Below are 16,373 nucleotides of genomic sequence, written 5' to 3'. Positions count from 1 at the left end.
ACATCGTATCTAAGGAAGAAGCTCTCGCTCAACAGGCTTTTCTCCAGCAAGCCATAGCGGAGCGCTCCCAGTTATTGGCTGAGTTTACCAGCCTTCTTTATAAATCTGTGACATCAGAAAATATCCTAAGTACTTCAGTAGATGGAGTTCGCAGCATCTTGCAAACCGACCGGGTGCTGATCTATAGCTTCAATGAAGGGTGGGATAGTGGAACAATCATGGCGGAATCCGTAGCACCTGGTTGGATTGAAGCCATGGGGAAAATTATCAATGACCCATTGCGGGAAGGGTCTTTGGATCGGTTCAAAAGTGGGCGAGTCTGGGTTTGCCATAACGTCTATGAAGCTAGCTTAACGGGCTGCCACTGTGATATTCTCGAACGGCTACAGGTCAAAGCCAATATGGTTGCGCCCATTTTGGATGAGGAGGAACTGGTAGGTTTATTATGTGCTCACCAGTGTTCTGAGCCACGGGACTGGCAGCCAGAAGAGGCCGATTTATTAAAACAATTGGCGATTCAGATCGGCTTTGCCCTCAACCAAGCTGATCTGTTTGAACAGTTACAACAAGCACGAGTAGACGCGGACTTAGCGCTAAAGAAAGCAGCATCAACCTCTGATCAAATCGAACAAGCACGCCGGGCGGCGGAGTTAAATGCTATTGAGCAACGTCAGCAAAAAGAAGCACTCCAGCACCAAGTCCTGGAACTCTTGTATAATGTGGAAAATGCTGCCAAGGGAGACCTCACAGTCCGGGCAGAAGTGGGTGAGGGGGAAATTGGTACAGTGGCAGACTTCTTTAATGCCCTGATGGAAAGTTTGCGGCAAATTGTAATCCAGGTCAAACTTGGCTCGACTCAAGTGAATACTGCTGTTGCTGCTGATGAACAGGCAGTGGGTGAATTAGCCCAGCAAGCAATGGCTCAGTCAGATAAGATTACCCACACACTAAGCTCTATTGAGCAGATGATGTACTCGATTGAAGCCGTCTCAAATAATGCCCGCCAAGCAGCAGAGGTTTCTCACATCGCCTCAAACGCTGCCCTTACTAGTGGGCAAGCTATGGATAGCACGGTTGTGACTATTGTAAATTTGCGAGAGACTGTAGTCAACACAGCAAACAAAGTAAAGCTGCTAGGGGAATCCTCTAAGGAGATTGCTAAAGTAGTTGGCTTGGTACAGGAAATAGCCGTACAGACTAATTTACTGTCAGTCAATGCTGGGATTGAAGCGAGCCGTGCGGGAGAAGAGGGAGAAGGGTTCCGAGTGGTTGCGGAACAAGTGGGTAGACTAGCAACCCAGTCAGCCAATGCCATCAAAGACATTGAACAGGTGATTGACACCATTCAGCAGGAAACCCAAGAGGTGGTCAAAGCCATGGAAGACGGAAAAAAACAAGTGGTTGATGGAACCCAAATGGTTTTCAAGGCTAAACAGAGCCTAGAAGAAATTGTTGCCGTCTCCCATGAGATTGACCAGTTAGTCCAATCTATTTCTAACGCCACAGTTTCCCAAGCCAAAACATCTCGGGACGTTACTGACTTAATACAGGAAATTGCTGCCACCTCCCGACAAACCTCTCATTCTTCTGGCGAAGTCTCTCAATCCCTACGAACAACTGTCGAGGTTGCCCAGAAGTTGCAGATGTCCGTTGGTCAATTTAAGATTGGTGACGAATAGCTGAGGATCTGAGGAGGTTGGAAGCAATCTTTTACATGTCCCCTTTTGCCTACAAGCCTTTTGCCATTAGAGGTGCTTTTCTAGAGTATTAGCCAAGGTAGTTTTGGGGACTGCACCCACCACCATATCTACTCGTTGGCCTCCCTTGAAAATCATCAAGGTTGGTATACTGCGGATACCATAATCACCTGCCACCTTAGGATTTTCGTCGGTGTTCAGCTTAACGACTTTCACCTGACCTTCGTACTGCTGTGCTATCTCATCCACAACCGGAGACACCATCCGACAGGGACCGCACCAAGGTGCCCAAAAATCTACCAATACTGGGATGTCGCTCTCAAGTACCTCTGCCTGAAAGCTGGAGTCTGTAACTTGTGGGGCGGCTGTTGACATGCCTGGAAATCCTTGCGAATACTTTTGCTACGTACCTCCGAAATTTTACCATAGTCACAACACCGATTAAATATCTTGGGCAAAAGTTAACACTCCCATAGGGCGGAACAGGTGAGGCGGTTACAAGTTACAGGTTACAGGTTACAGCTTGAAGGTTACAGGTTGAAGGTTACAGCTTGAAGGTTACAGGTTACAGGTTACAGGTTACAGGTTATCGTCTCAACCTTGGCTTTTCGGCCACGCGTTCGCTGAAAGCGGGACTTCGTCCATCGCGTTCAACCGGCGTTGCGTCAGTCTTTGAATGAATAGGAGTAGAGTGGGCATCCTGCCCGCCCCAAAATAAGCATGAAACTGGCAAGATGCCAGTTCCACGCAAGATGCCCATTCCACGGCAAGATGCCTATTCCACAGGTGCGACCCAAGGCCGGGTTCCCCGGCCTTGGAGGCGCGCACCTAAACACTCTTAAAATCATTCCATTATTAAGCAACGCCGTTCAACCTACCCTACACCGAACGCCAAAGGCGAACAACCAAACAACCTTCAACCAAACAACCTTCAACCTTCAACCTTCAACCTTCAACCAAACAACCAAACAACCTTCAACCTTCAACCTTCAACCTTCAACTTTCAACCTTCAATATAAAATAAGGAACCGCCCGAACTATGTCCGGGCGGAGTGTGGTGTGAGGAGTGAACGGAAACATTTGTCTCCGCTTTTTCCATTGTATGTCACCGTTGATTTTTTTTCAGCAATTTCCAAGCCAGTCGAAAAATTTTGACGATTGGCGGTGGTCGCGATAAGTATCTATAATCATCGCTTTAACTATTTAGCTTTAACTATTTAGCTTTAACTATTTAGCTTTAACTATTGACAACAGTTGTTCGTGAACTTTAGAAACCTGTAAAAAAGCTGTTCAATTTATGAATTACCATAATATTTGGGAATTGTCAATGGTCAAGTTTCAATTTTCAATTGATGAACAACTAAGAATGATCAGTATTCAACTAGACACTATACTATTTCCCCATACCCAACTGCTGAGCTTTCTGGTACACTTTTCCTTCTGTTAGCAGAGAGGGAGCAATCACTACTTCCACTTGTTGCATTTCCTTGAGGTTTTTTGCTCCGAGGGTTCCCATACTGGTTTTCAAGGCTCCCAAAAGGTTGTGGGTGCCATCATCCATTTGGGCTGGTCCAGTCAGAATTTGCTCAAGTGTGCCAGTGCTGCCGACTTTAATTCGTGTCCCACGGGGTAGCACGCTGGAAGGGGTTGCCATCCCCCAATGAAATCCTTGTCCGGGAGCTTCTTTGGCACGGGCAAAAGGAGAACCAATCATCACCCCATCAGCACCACAAGCAATACACTTACAAATGTCACCTCCTGTAATTAAACCGCCATCAGCAATCACTTGGACATAGTTACCGGTTTCCTGATAGTAGTCGTCACGGGCAGCAGCGCAATCGGCAACTGCTGTTGCCTGAGGTACACCGACACCCAAGACACCCCGAGAGGTACAAGCAGCACCAGGACCAATACCCACCAAGACAGCAGTTGCCCCAACTTTCATCAAATTGAGGGCAACGTCGTAGGTCACGCAATTCCCCAAAATTACTGGCATGGGCATATCCTGACAAAACTGTGCCAAATCCAGGGGATTGATGGACTCTGGTGACAGGTGAGCTGTAGAAACGACTGTTGCTTGAACAAACATTAAATCAGCACCAGCCTCTGCCACTACCTGACTATATTTACTGGCTCCAGCAGGGGTCAGACTCACAGCTGCAATACCACCTTGGTCCTTGATTTCCCGAATTCGCTGGGTAATCAATTCTGGCTTAATCGGTGAACTATAAAGTTCCTGCATCAGGGGAACAAACTCAGAATTTCCCACCGAAGCAATGCGGTCTAGAATCGGTGATGGGTCAGCATAACGGGTTTGAATCCCTTCTAAGTTGAGAACCCCCATTGCCCCAATTTGGGATAACTTGACTGCCATGGACACATCAATCACCCCATCCATAGCGCTGGCGATAATAGGAATTTCTCGTTCAATACCGCCAATACGCCAGCGAGTATCAGCCAAACTGGGGTCGAGTGTCCGCTGTCCGGGAACAAGTGCAATTTCATCTATGCCGTAGGCTCTGCGAGCTATCTTACCTCGCCCAATTTGAATATCCACGCTGTTTTTCTTCCGAGATTATTTTAGCTAGGTTATCAAATTGGAGCGAAGATTGCTCGAACTATACAAAGAAACTATGAATTGTGAAGCATGAAGTATGAATTATGAATTCTTCATACGTAAGCATTCTTCAGCCTTTCCCTGATTTAGGTTTCTTGATGCTTGGGTGGCTAAGGTGGTTTTTTTCGGTAAGGTTTGAGGTTGCTGCTGGCCGTGATGGGATGATATCGGTGGTCGGGGTTTTCTTCTCCTTTGGTGTGATTGTGTTACTGGTGATTGTGCTACTGTTGTGAGTCATCATCTGGCGGATTTGACTAATCAACTCCCCTAGCTTGCCTTCCTCTAACAAACCATTAATCATTGATAAGCCACTGGTAGATAGTAGCAGTTTGTTGATGTCACCTACACTGCTAACTCCGTTACCATTATTGCCATTGACACCGGGGAAGGAGTAAATCCGAGTATCTCCCAAAATTCCTGGCTGGGGAGCCAAGGCTTTGGCAATTTCTGGTAGTTGATGGGCTAACTCTGGCCATATGGTAGTGATAATTTTAGCAGTTAGCTGAGCATCACTGATGGAATTTTCGGCTTCGATCAGGGATCGTTTACCTTCTGCCTCTGCCAAGGCTTTATCCCGATTTGCTTCTGCTAGGGTGCGGATCGACTCAGCTTCTAGTTCTGCTGCTTGTCTGGCTGCTTCAGCTTGACGAGACCGGCGGAATACATCGATTTCAATCACGTTTTGCTCACCAATCCGCCGTTGTTCGGCTTCTTGTTCAGCAGCAATGATAGAAAGGCGTTGTTGCCGTTCGGCTTCTTCTACTTCCGTAGCGGTGGCTACAGCGGCTTCAGCTTGAGCTCGTTCGGCTTCGGAATTGAAGCGATCGCGTTCTTTTTCGGCAATTGCGATCGCAGCGTCTTGTTGAGCAATTTTTGACTCTCGTTCTGCTTCTGCCAATTCTACCTGAGAATTAAGCAAGGCAGCATCGACGGTTTTCTGACGAGTAACTTCTGCTACTTCTGCTTCCTGTTTTTGCAGGGTTTGTGCCACCTTGAGGGTTTTATTCCGTTCTTCTAATTCAATATCTGCCTGAATTTTCTTCGCTTGGACTGCCAGCTGTTGTTGAATCTTTTCCTCTTCTAAGGTTTTCTGACGATTAATTTCTGCCAATTCCGCTTCTTGTTTTTGCAGAGTTTGGGCTACCTTGAGGGCTTTATTCCGTTCTTCGAGGGTAATATCGGCTTCAATTTGGCTTTGCTGCAAGGCTAGTAGCTTGCGAATTTCTTCCTCTTCTACAGACTTATTCTGTAAAATTTTAGTCCGCTGAATTGTGGCTGCTTCTGTGGCTTTAGCTTCTTCTATTTCCCGCTCACGCTGGGCTTTTAGGGCTTCAACCTCAAGCTTTTGCGCCAGTTTCGCTTCTTCTTGTTCTTGGGCAATGCGTAGGGATTGCTTTTCAGCGTTGAGTTCTTTCTCTTCAATGGCAACTTTGGTATTTAGCTCAACTTCAGTTTTTTGCTGAATTGATTTTTGAATAGTTTCCGTGCGCAGACGTACTCCTTGGGCATCAAAGAAGTTATTCGTATCGTAGGTATCACTCTCTTCTATCTCAGAAATCGCGATATTATTGAGGGTTAAACCGACTTTTCTTAAGTCTTGCTGAATCAAATTCAACACTTCATCAGCAAATCCTAATTTATCGGAATCAATTTCTGCCAAATTCTTTTTCTTGGCTGCTGCTCTAATGGCATCATCCGCCCGTTTTTCGATAGCTTCTTTAATATCTTCGGGGGAAATTTTACCTTCACGAGACAGTCGTTGGGCAGCAGTAATTACATCGTCTTCATTGGCATTGATACAGACATAAAAGGTTACCCGCATATTAGCCCGCAGGTAGTCTTGGGTCCGAACTGCTAGGTTACCGGTCCGCTCAACATCAATAGAAATTTCTCTGAGTGGGACACGGGTAAGTTCATGAAATCCTGGCAAAACCACACACCCGCCACTGAGAATAACCGTTTTCTTTTTGATAAAGACACCACCTGTCCGCAAAAATGCTTCGTTGTTGGGGGTGATGACATAAACTCTGGTGTAAGCCCAGATGCTTAATAGCAATAATACAATCAGACCTCCAATCACACCGGGGAAAAATAGAATTCCAGGAGGAAGCTGGGCTAGAGATGACTGTACCGGAACAGTTTGCACTGTTGTTGTATTCATGGATGAGTTTGACATGGCTAAATAGATTTGCTGATAAATGGAGCTCTATATACTAATCAGGGAAGATCAGAAAATTTATGATAATCTTGAGGAACTGATATAAATCACAGCAGGTTATCACAGCAGGTTGTGCGCCCTTGCTGACTAATAAGCATTGTCTAACCAGGCTTGCTGATCAGCACTATCTTTAAGGACTACGAGATAGTTATGATGGTGTCGGTCAATCACTAACACTTTGTTCCCCCGTTTAGGAGTAACTGTTGCCCAAGTTGGTAAGGTGGCATTAACTGTAACTAAATTACGAGCTGGATCTAGGACATCGACTTGACCGATTTTGCCTTGGTTTTCCTTGGGAAGGGTGGCAGAGGAAACTGTACCGTGACAGCCAACTAAGCGATCGCTACTGGTATCTTCTCCAAAGGAGGCGAAAACTTTTCCTATCGGTCGAGAGATGAATCCTCCGGTAACTAGGGTCAGAAACAATGACATTACTGATACCACCCCAGCTAAAAACCCAGTGGGGATACTGCCAGTAATACCACCAATCATGACATTGAACATCCAGCCGAAAAGTCCCAAAAGGCTACAGTCTGTTGCCAGGAGCAAAATTAGGGGGGCTTTGCCGATACCTAGCCATCCTAGAATCTCAATACCACCTTCACCATCGGCATCAGTATCTGTATCAGTACCGAAATCTGCATCTACATCCAGATCCACATCCAGATCTACATCTGCATCTATATCAATGTCATCGTCTCCGCCACCGGAAACAATGACTAACAGAAACAGTAGAACTCCCATACCCAAAAAGATCCAGTAGGGGAGGTTGGCTAGGTCAAATAGCATGGGTTTATGCGATCGCGTTTTTTGAATGAATTGTTGCTCTATATATCCAGCCTAACGACTGGTTTCTTGGAAATCGGGAAAATGTATAGTATTTTTAATGTTCTTGAAAGATTAACCTTAAGCAGATATTCCGCACTTTAAAGTGTCACATTAAGAATTAACTGAAAAAGGAATAGAAGGCTATTGCCGATCCGAGAATGTATCGACTGGAGACCGGCACTGTGGTGTCGAAACCCCACTATCAGAAAGGGGGCAAGCCCAAAGCTCGAACCCAACCGAAGCACATCACCTATCACGTTCAAGCCAATTTGAGTCTCAACCCAGAGGTTATTGCTATTCCAATCGTGTCATGGGACGGTATTCCATGGGGCAACTCTAAAAACCTTTTCAACCACAATTGCAACGCTAATCTGTAGGTCTTTATCCCCAAACATCCATCGGCACCACATAATACTGCTAACAGGGACACAGTGACCATATCGACTAAGTTATGCTGTCGTGTTCTTTCCACTCGGGGGTCTTCTAGGAGTTTAAAATTCTTCAGCAGACTACGCTTGCTGCAGCGGAAGCCTCTTGTTACTCTCTGGGGCTCAACGCCTTTTTAACAAAGTTTTTTGCAATCTTTTGCTCGGTCACATTTTAGATTTCTTTACATTAACAGCTAAGCCTGATTCTCAGGTGAGCACAACTTCTCTGTCCTCTCAGACGTATCAAATTTTACAAATTTCAAGTAACATTTTATACACTAAAGAGGGCGATTACCCTCCCCCACACTCCCCTTTTTTTTACAAATATGAAATGCACCCAATTAGTGATATCCTTTATCAATCAATTTCAGTATAGATATGAAACAAAAACTGACCTGGTGGCAAATAGCTAAACAAGGGCTGACTTATCTTTTCATGTTCGCTCTGAGTAGTTTTCCCTCAGAGGTAGTCGCTGAGACCTTTCGTCTCAGGGAAGCAACAATCGCAGAGATTAACCAAGCTTTTGATAAGAATGCACTCACTTCCGAACAATTAGTGCAACTTTATCTCAATCGTATTGAAGCCTATGACGATCAAGGTCCGAAAATTAATGGGCTAATTTCTATCAATAACAATGCCCTTAAAGAAGCAAGGGCGTTAGACCAAGAACGCCAGCAGAAAGGACCGCGAAGTCCTTTACATGGCATCCCCATCATTCTGAAAGATAACTATGACACTACCGATTTACCCACAACAGGAGGATCGGTGCTGCTGGAAGGTTCCTTACCCCCCGATGATGCTTTTACTGTTAAGAAGTTGCGAGAGGCAGGAGCGATTATTCTTGGTAAAGCAAATATGAGTGAATTTGCTGAATCCTATGGTAGGCTAGGTTACAGTTCCCTTGGGGGACTGACACGCAATCCCTACAAATTAACTCGTGATCCTTCGGGTTCGAGTGGAGGCAGTGGGGCTGTAATTGCGGCAAATTTTGCTGTTTTAGCCACCGGAAGCGATACTTCAGGCTCAATTCGTGGCCCTGCAGCAGTAGCAGGTCTTGTCGGTATCAAACCTACTCAGGGACTGGTTAGTCGAGATGGTATCATCCCCCTAACCCTCTCCTTTGATAGTGCGGGCCCTATAGCTCGAACCGTGACAGATGCAGCGATCGCTTTGGGTGTAATGGCAGGGGTTGATCCCAATGATTACCGTACCCTGGACAGTGAAGGGAAAACATATAAGGACTACACCCAGTTTCTCAATAAACAAGCCCTAAAAGGGGCAAGAATTGGGGTGGCGATTGATTTTCGGGGTGGGAACCCTGAGGTAGATGCTGCAACTGATGCAGCAGTTGCTAAGCTGAGGGAATTAGGTGCAACAGTTGAGTCGGTGGATTTCTCTCCCAAATTGGAAAACCTCTGGCCTTTCATGGCACCGGTAACAGAGGCTGAGTTTGAACCCCAGATCGATAGTTACCTCAAAAACCTCCAGCTTCCATTCCCTGACACCCTGAGGGAAATGTATTCGATGAGCTTATCTAACCCATTAGTCAATTCAGAACAGGCTCTCAATCCCGGTCGCGTCGGAGGGTTTGAAGAATCTCTAAAGCATCCAGAACTGGCTGATACCGAATATCTTTATATTCTCCATTTCGAGTTTCCTAGGGTTCGGCAGGAAATTTTATCGATTATGAGTGCCCAAAATCTCGACGCGATTATTTGGCCCACCATGACTTGTCCTGCCGGTCCGCTCTATAATGTCGAGGATCCAACCTATCAATGTGCCTCAAGTGACCCCTACATACCAGGGTACTTAGCCAATGTTTCTGGTTTTCCCGGCATTTCTGTGGCAATGGGCTTTACTCAGCAGGGATTACCCCTAGGACTGACTTTCTTTGGTAAGCCTTACAGTGAGCCTACCTTACTGGGATTCGCTTATGCTTACGAACAGGCAACCCAGTTTCGGCGACCTCCAACAACCACTCCTGCTTTGCCCGGTGAAAATTTTGAATATTAGTGGGTAACTGAGATTTTTTGGGATCTAGACCAAATCATAACTAACTGAGTCTCAAGGTACTACTAGTGCTGCTAAGTGAGGGAATCGGAACTATTTTAGATTACCTGATTCAGCAATCTAGTAACAACCAATAAATCAATAGAAATCATCCACACACCCCTACGAGTTATTGTAGGGGTTTTTATAATCTCCTCTCCAACCTAGGGAATGTGGGTTTAAGCATTCAGCCACAAGAGTTAAGATTTCCTGGGGATTTTAGGAATTACTAGGAAAATTACGACAATCAACACTTTAATTAGTAGTGGGGCAAAAACAAAGCTTAGCAACAGGCAAATTATCACAATTAATAATGATGCCACTTTCAATATTTCTTCCGTAGTGTTCAGAGAAAGGTAAGTCGCTACTGCAGCAATCACCAAACTGATTAGTAAGGGCATATACTCTCGATTGAGTCACTAAATACTAATCAGGGTTAACCCTTAACTTTTATGGCTGAGATGGGCGTTTTGTAACAAAAGTTAACTTAAGTTAACTCACAGGAGTTTTGATGTTGCTTACACTACATATGATAGGACTTCAAAACAGTTTGAGGTTCTCTAGCAAGGCATCAGCCCACAACACTAAGCCAAAAAAACTAAAAATTAGCAATAAAGCATCCTAACCACGGGAAAACTAAAGGGTACAACTACTTGATACCTGTAAGTAAGCGATGAACTTTAGCTTTAACTTTTTTGATCTGTTCTGGATTTTTTTGATCATCTCCTCGTTGCAGCCGTTGTGGCAACGTCGTCAGATGCAATATAGACGTTTTCGAGCTTTGCAAGAATTCGAGCATAAGCGAAAAAGTCGGTTAATTTTACTGATTCACCGACAAGAGTCTATTAGCTTGTTTGGCATCCCTGTATCCCGCTACATATCTATTGAAGATTCTGAACAAGTGCTCAGGGCAATCCGTCTAACTCCACCAGATGTTCCTATTGATCTTATTTTACATACTCCTGGGGGATTGGTGCTGGCTACAGAACAAATTGCTAGAGCTTTAATTCTTGACACTCCCCACGGTTATAAACCGGGGGATTCTTGGTTCATAGACCCATCTTGCTCAACCAGGCCGGAACCAGGAAGAGTAGAGGACAGATCTCCCCAAGCGTTTTGATAAGTTCCGGTGTGCCCCACCGTACTCAAGGCTCTCGTTAAGATGTTTTTGGCGGCGTTGTGGTCGCGATCTAATTGGCACCCACACTTACAGGTATGGGTTCTAGTTGATAACGACTTCTTGACCACTTCGCCACAATTAGAACAGTTTTGACTTGTATAAGCAGGATTTACTGCGACAGTTATCCTGCCAAACTTTTGGCCAAAATATTCTAACCATTCTCGAAATTGGTACCAACCTGCATCATTGATAGATTTGGCAAGACAGTGGTTTTTACCCAGGTTCTTAACTCTTAGATCTTCGTAGGCGACCAAGTCGTTAGACCGGATTACGCAACGTGCCAGTCTCAAGGCATGTTCTTTACGTTGCCTACTTATTCTAAGATGAGTCCTACCTAGCCTATTAATTGCTTTCTTTCGGTTAGCAGAGCCTTTCTTTTTTCGGGAAACCCGACGTTGATAAAATTTTAAACGTTTTTCACCTTTTCTATAAAATCTAGGGTTAGGTTCGGAGTACCCATCAGAGTCTGTATAGAATTCTTTTAGTCCGACGTCTAAGCCAATGGTAAAACCAGTAGCTTCTAACTGCTCGGAATTATCTACTTTAACGCAAAACTGGACATAGTACCCATCGGCTCTTTGAACAATCCGAACCCTCTTGATCAGTTTCTGGTCGAATCTCCATAAGTCCCAGGTGCCCTTGAGTTTGACCTTCCCAATCCCCTTCTTGTCAGTAAAATTGATAAACTTCTTGTCTGGGGATAACTTCCATCCAGATTGCTTATATTCGACTGACCTAAAATGCTTCTTGAAACGAGGATAGCCTTTCTTCCCAGGAACCTTCTTTTTGCAGTTGTCAAAGAAGCGTTTAATGGCACGCTCTACGTTCTCAACAGAGGCTTGACAAGCATGACTGTTGAGGTCTTTGACAAACTTAAATTCATCTCTTAGTTGAGTGTTATAGCGATAGAGTTCCTTCTTTCCTGTACCACGATTGTCCATCCAGTAACGAAGCACCTTATTGCGGACAAAGCGAGCCGTTCTAATGGCTTCATTTATTGCCAACTTTTGAGGCTCTTTTAGGACAGCCTTGAACTCCATAACCAACACTTAAAATCACCTCCTTGGGATTAATGTATTACTTGCTATTATAGTCGATATCTTGAAGCAAAAGTTCGTATCGTTGTTAGGGAATAAATTCCTGTTCGGGCTAACCCCATGGATAGAATCCAGGGGCTTGCGCCCTCAGGTTTTTCGGTCAAATCACCCATGACTGTCCGATTACTGTCGAAGAAGCCTCTGAACTGGGTCTACCTATTACGGTTGGTCTACCTAAAGCTATTTATAAACTAATGGATTTGTACCCCCAACCTCAAGGTGGACGTCCATCGGTACAGTATATTCCTCTGCCCTATAAACCTACTCCTACTTTACCGGATACAAAAAGCAGTACTCGTAGTGGGGCTAACAACCTTAGGGAAGCCCTACCATACGATTAAACCATCTGAAGAAGGAGAATTTAGGATAAATCTAGTAGGGCATACATCAACTATTTCCAGCATATCCCAATTTGGGGTTTTTGTGTCTTTTTCAGAGGGCAATTAGTAATTAGGTAAGCTATCAGCAATCAGCAATCAGCAATCAGCAATCAGCCATTAGCAATCAGCAATCAGCAATCAGCCATTAGCCATTAGCCATTAGCAATCAGCGATTAGCGCTACGCGCACGCTACTTGAGGTGCAATCAGCAATCAGCAATCAGCAATCAGCAATCAGCGGTCAGCAGTCACCCATTAGCCGTGGGCCAACGGCTAATGGGTGATTGCTGAATACTTACGTAATTGGTAATTGGTAATTTGCTCAATCTTAACTTTCCCACTACTAACCGAATTATAGGATAATACAATTGAGGTATGCGTTTGTCTCTGAGCCTTGATTCAATCTGAAACCTTAGAACTACTGGAATGGTCCCGCCTGTGCCAACACCTGGCTACCTTTGCGGCTACTAAGCTGGGAGCCTTTGCGGCTCGTTATCTCCACCCCCCAGCAACTCAACGGGAAAGCCTAGACCTGCTAGCCCAAACCAAAGAAGCTTACCAACTGGAAACTAGTTTAGACACAGGACTAACCTTTGACGGCATTCAAGATATTGGTGAATCTCTTGATAGAGCAGAGCTCCAAGGCATTTTGTCTGGTGAGGAACTATTAGCGATCGCAACAACCTTAGCTGGTGTGAGGCGTCTACGGCGGTTTATTGAAGACCAAGAGGATGTCCCAATTCTGAAGGAACTGGTGGCTGACAGCCGCACTTACCCAGAACTTGAACAAGAAATTCACCGTTGTATCGATGACCGAGGCGATGTAGCTGACCGGGCAACCCCCAAACTGGCAGGCATTCGGACTCAGATTAAATCATTGCGAGACCGAATTTATGAAATCCTCCAGGGGATTGTCCAGCGTAAAGGGGGGGCATTACAGCAACAGTTAATTACTCAACGGGCTGATCGGTTTGTACTCCCGGTTAAAGCTCCCCAGAAAGATTCTATTCCTGGTATTGTTCACGATACCTCTAGTACCGGTGCCACCCTATACGTGGAACCGAAGGCTATTGTTAGCTTAGGCAATCAACTTCGGACCCGGCGGCGGCAAGAACAAGTGGAAGCGGAAGCAGTACGTCGTGCCTTGAGCCAACAAGTAGCAGCAGTTAAGCCAGACTTGGAACGGTTGCTGGTTGTAGCAACTACCCTGGATTTAGCTACCGCTAAGGCTAGGTATAGTCTGTGGTTAGAAGCCAATCCCCCTAGATTCATTGACCGCAATCAGAATGAAAGCATTACTCTACGGCAACTGCGCCATCCTCTGCTAGTTTGGCAGCAAAAACATGAACAAGGCACATCAGTGGTTCCGATTGATGTCCAGATTCAGTCCTACATTCGGGTAGTTGCTATTACCGGTCCCAATACTGGCGGTAAAACCGTTACGTTGAAAACTTTTGGTTTAGCGGCACTGATGGCAAAAGCCGGTTTATTTGTGCCAGCAAGGGAACCAGTAGAACTCCCTTGGTTTGAGCAAATTCTGGCAGATATTGGGGATGAGCAGTCTATAGAACAGAGTTTATCCACTTTCTCGGGTCACATTCGCCGGATTAGTCGGATTATTGAGGCGATAACTACCCCAAAAGAAGAGTTACAGGTTGACAGGTTGAAAGTTGGAGGTTCTCAAGAGTTTCAGGTTGGTAGGTTGAAAGTCCTTCGCGAACAACCAGATAACCTTGGCCAAAAGGCCACGCTACGCGAACAACCAGATAACATTCAACCTGCTAACCTTGGCCAAAAGGCCACGCTACGCGAACAACCAGACAACATTCAACCTGCCAACCTTGAAGAACCTTGGCCAAAAGGCCACGCTACGCGAACAACTCCTCGTGCGTCACTCGTACTATTAGATGAAGTAGGAGCAGGGACTGACCCCGCAGAAGGCAGTGCTTTAGCGATCGCATTACTGAAATACCTAGCAAACACCACACAATTAACCATTGCGACTACGCATTATGGGGAACTCAAAGCACTAAAATATCAAGACGAGCGGTTTGAGAATGCCTCGGTGGAGTTTGATGACCAAACCCTGTCACCCACTTACCGTCTATTGTGGGGTATTCCCGGTCGCTCCAATGCCTTGAGCATTGCTAGACGCTTAGGGTTAAACCCATCGGTGGTGGATCAGGCTCAAACCCTTTTGGGGGGAGCTTCGGAAGATGTGAATGAGGTAATTGCAGGTTTAGAAGCTCAACGGCGCACTCAGGAAACTAAAGCCCAAGAAGCAAATCAGTTATTGCAACAAGCTGAATCTCTCCATCAGGAACTCTCTGAACGGGCAAAACTTTTGCAGGAGCGGGAACGGGAATTGAAGCTTTCTCAGGAACGGTCTGTGCAAGATGCGATCGCACAAGCTAAGAAAGAAATTGCCCAAGTGATTCGGCAGTTGCAGCAAGGCTCCCAAACCGCTCAAAATGCCCAAAAAGCCACAAACGCTCTTAAGGAGATTGCCCAGCGTCAAATCCCAGCCGCACCGCCTCCTAAACCAAAACCAGGATTCCGTCCCAAAGTAGGCGATCGCATTCGCATCCCCCGATTGAATCAGACAGCCGAGATAATCAGCGCCGCCGATAATGGGGAGCTAACGGTACGCTTTGGCTTAATGAAAATGACCGTTGCCCTGGCAGATGTGGAATCGTTGGATGGACAAAAACCCGAAAATGTGGTAAAAACTACATCAAAACCAGCTCCAGCCCCAACCCCAGTCTCGCCGCCAGCAACGGCTGTGCGCACCTCGAAAAATACCATTGATATTCGAGGAAGTCGGGTAGCTAATGCAGAGATTGACATCGACCAAGCAATATCTAAGGCGATAGAGTTTGGAGTACTCTGGATTATTCATGGCAAAGGAACTGGTCGATTAAGACAAGGTGTCCACGCTTTCTTGGAACAGCACCCTCTCGTGGAGCGTTTTAAGCTAGCCGAACAATCTGAGGGTGGGACTGGTGTTACCGTTGCTTACCTTAAATAGGTTAGCAGGTTAGCAGGTTAGCAGGTTAGCAGGTTAGTAGGTTAGCAGGTTAGCAGGTTAGCAGGTTAGCAGGTTAGCAGGTTAACCGGTTAGCAGGTTAGCAGGTTAGCAGGTTAGCAGGTTAGCAGGTTAGCAGGTTAACCGGTTAGCAGGTTAGCAGGTTAGCAGGTTAGCAGGTTACAATGCATTTTTGAACATTCAACCAGACAACATTCAACCTTCAACCTTCAACCAGACAACCTTCAACCAGACAACCTTCAACCTTCAACCTTCAACCAGACAACCTTCAACCAGACAACCTTCAACCTTCAACCTTCAACCTTCAACCTTCAACCTTCAACCTTGGCCAAAAGGCCACGCTACGCGAACAACCAGATAACCTTCAACCTTGGCCAATAGGCCACGCTACGCGAACAACAGACAACCAAAGCTTTACCAGCAGGAAACATACCTTAATCTTTCGTAGTCCTGTTTCCAAACCTGTAACAGCGACGGGTAAACCGGATTTGCTTTAGTAAAATAAAATTATGGTTTCCACTGTCAAGATGCCAAAATCACCTCCTGCTTGGGAGGATTTGCCTCTGAGTCAAGCCGCAGACTCAATCGATCTCGATAATATCAAAACCCAGCTAGATTTAGTCTTGCTTAGCCTAGAAGCTCTAGCAGGTATTGGTTCAGAGGAGATGCTGCAAGCTGCTGCTGAATTAAATTTAGAGTCAATGATCACAGACCGAGTAGCATTGTGGCGTCTGCGTCAGTCTAATCCCCTGCGCAAAAGTTCAGGAGGACGGAAAAAGCTGGATGTGGAGGAAGCGCGATCGCTAGTTTTAATCATCTGTCACTTGGCTAAAG

The 16,373-nt window shown here is 45.6% G+C and carries 14 protein-coding genes; 8 read left to right on the top strand and 6 right to left on the bottom strand.

Annotated features, from left to right (window positions below; all coding sequences use genetic code 11):
• Nucleotides 1-1,679: methyl-accepting chemotaxis protein (locus tag F6K49_RS26790; protein WP_293101499.1), on the top strand; the 1,679-nt coding region annotated here is incomplete at its 5' end.
• 66 nt (nt 1,680-1,745) lie between these two features.
• On the opposite strand, the gene trxA is transcribed toward F6K49_RS26790, so the two are convergent.
• The gene (trxA, locus tag F6K49_RS26785; protein ID WP_075896319.1) at nt 1,746-2,072 is read right to left on the bottom strand and encodes a thioredoxin; all 327 of its coding nucleotides are present in this window, start codon (nt 2,070-2,072) and stop codon (nt 1,746-1,748) included.
• A 396-nt stretch (nt 2,073-2,468) separates the two neighbouring features.
• On the opposite strand from trxA, the gene F6K49_RS26780 reads away from it, so the two are divergent.
• Nucleotides 2,469-2,852 (top strand): hypothetical protein, encoded by a 384-nt coding sequence (locus tag F6K49_RS26780; RefSeq protein ID WP_293101496.1) that lies wholly within the window; start codon nt 2,469-2,471, stop codon nt 2,850-2,852.
• A 238-nt stretch (nt 2,853-3,090) separates the two neighbouring features.
• Here the strand turns inward: F6K49_RS26780 and F6K49_RS26775 are convergent, their stop codons facing one another.
• The 4 genes from F6K49_RS26775 to F6K49_RS53630 form a co-directional block, all read right to left on the bottom strand.
• The gene (locus F6K49_RS26775; RefSeq protein WP_293071511.1) at nt 3,091-4,254 is read right to left on the bottom strand and encodes a GuaB3 family IMP dehydrogenase-related protein; all 1,164 of its coding nucleotides are present in this window, start codon (nt 4,252-4,254) and stop codon (nt 3,091-3,093) included.
• Nucleotides 4,255-4,384: 130 nt separating this feature from the next.
• Nucleotides 4,385-6,490: an SPFH domain-containing protein gene (locus F6K49_RS26770; protein ID WP_293101492.1), complete on the bottom strand. Its 2,106-nt coding sequence runs from the start codon at nt 6,488-6,490 to the stop codon at nt 4,385-4,387.
• 129 nt (nt 6,491-6,619) lie between these two features.
• On the bottom strand, nt 6,620-7,321 hold the full coding sequence (locus F6K49_RS26765) for an OB-fold-containig protein (protein ID WP_293101489.1): 702 nt from the start codon (nt 7,319-7,321) through the stop codon (nt 6,620-6,622).
• A 298-nt stretch (nt 7,322-7,619) separates the two neighbouring features.
• A complete protein-coding gene (locus F6K49_RS53630) occupies nt 7,620-7,832 on the bottom strand; it encodes a transposase family protein (protein ID WP_365940120.1) in 213 nt (70 codons plus the stop codon).
• A gap of 334 nt (nt 7,833-8,166) precedes the next feature.
• Here F6K49_RS53630 and F6K49_RS26755 point away from each other — a divergent pair, with 334 nt between their 5' ends.
• Together F6K49_RS26755 and F6K49_RS26750 are read left to right on the top strand one after the other, a co-directional pair.
• A complete protein-coding gene (locus F6K49_RS26755; protein WP_293101486.1) occupies nt 8,167-9,801 on the top strand; it encodes an amidase family protein in 1,635 nt (544 codons plus the stop codon).
• 709 nt (nt 9,802-10,510) lie between these two features.
• A complete protein-coding gene (locus F6K49_RS26750; protein ID WP_366514235.1) occupies nt 10,511-10,957 on the top strand; it encodes a hypothetical protein in 447 nt (148 codons plus the stop codon).
• On the opposite strand, the gene F6K49_RS26745 is transcribed toward F6K49_RS26750, so the two are convergent.
• Complete coding sequence (locus F6K49_RS26745) at nt 10,864-12,066, bottom strand: transposase (protein WP_293043620.1); 1,203 nt, start codon at nt 12,064-12,066, stop codon at nt 10,864-10,866. The genes F6K49_RS26750 and F6K49_RS26745 overlap by 94 nt on opposite strands.
• A 152-nt stretch (nt 12,067-12,218) precedes the next feature.
• Here F6K49_RS26745 and F6K49_RS26740 point away from each other — a divergent pair, with 152 nt between their 5' ends.
• From F6K49_RS26740 to F6K49_RS26725, 4 genes are all read left to right on the top strand, one after another.
• Nucleotides 12,219-12,455, top strand: coding sequence for a hypothetical protein (locus F6K49_RS26740; RefSeq protein WP_293101502.1), 237 nt, complete (start codon nt 12,219-12,221; stop codon nt 12,453-12,455).
• A gap of 432 nt (nt 12,456-12,887) precedes the next feature.
• The gene (locus F6K49_RS26735) at nt 12,888-15,521 is read left to right on the top strand and encodes an endonuclease MutS2 (protein WP_293101483.1); all 2,634 of its coding nucleotides are present in this window, start codon (nt 12,888-12,890) and stop codon (nt 15,519-15,521) included.
• A 190-nt stretch (nt 15,522-15,711) separates the two neighbouring features.
• Nucleotides 15,712-15,900 (top strand): hypothetical protein, encoded by a 189-nt coding sequence (locus tag F6K49_RS26730; RefSeq protein WP_293101480.1) that lies wholly within the window; start codon nt 15,712-15,714, stop codon nt 15,898-15,900.
• 148 nt (nt 15,901-16,048) lie between these two features.
• A partial coding sequence (locus tag F6K49_RS26725; RefSeq protein ID WP_293101477.1) for a DUF3038 domain-containing protein occupies nt 16,049-16,373 on the top strand: 325 nt, incomplete at its 3' end.

It is taken from the genome of Moorena sp. SIO3I6 (genome assembly GCF_010672095.1).
This window is presented reverse-complemented; position numbering and strand designations above follow the sequence as displayed.

Coding starts and splice junctions, on each gene's coding strand:
- trxA (WP_075896319.1), bottom strand. CDS start 2,072: ATGTCAACAGCCGCCCCACAAGTTACAGACTCCAGCTTTCAGGCAGAG.
- F6K49_RS26780 (WP_293101496.1), top strand. CDS start 2,469: ATGCCTATTCCACAGGTGCGACCCAAGGCCGGGTTCCCCGGCCTTGGA.
- F6K49_RS26770 (WP_293101492.1), bottom strand. CDS start 6,490: ATGTCAAACTCATCCATGAATACAACAACAGTGCAAACTGTTCCGGTA.
- F6K49_RS26765 (WP_293101489.1), bottom strand. CDS start 7,321: ATGCTATTTGACCTAGCCAACCTCCCCTACTGGATCTTTTTGGGTATG.
- F6K49_RS26755 (WP_293101486.1), top strand. CDS start 8,167: ATGAAACAAAAACTGACCTGGTGGCAAATAGCTAAACAAGGGCTGACT.
- F6K49_RS26750 (WP_366514235.1), top strand. CDS start 10,511: ATGAACTTTAGCTTTAACTTTTTTGATCTGTTCTGGATTTTTTTGATC.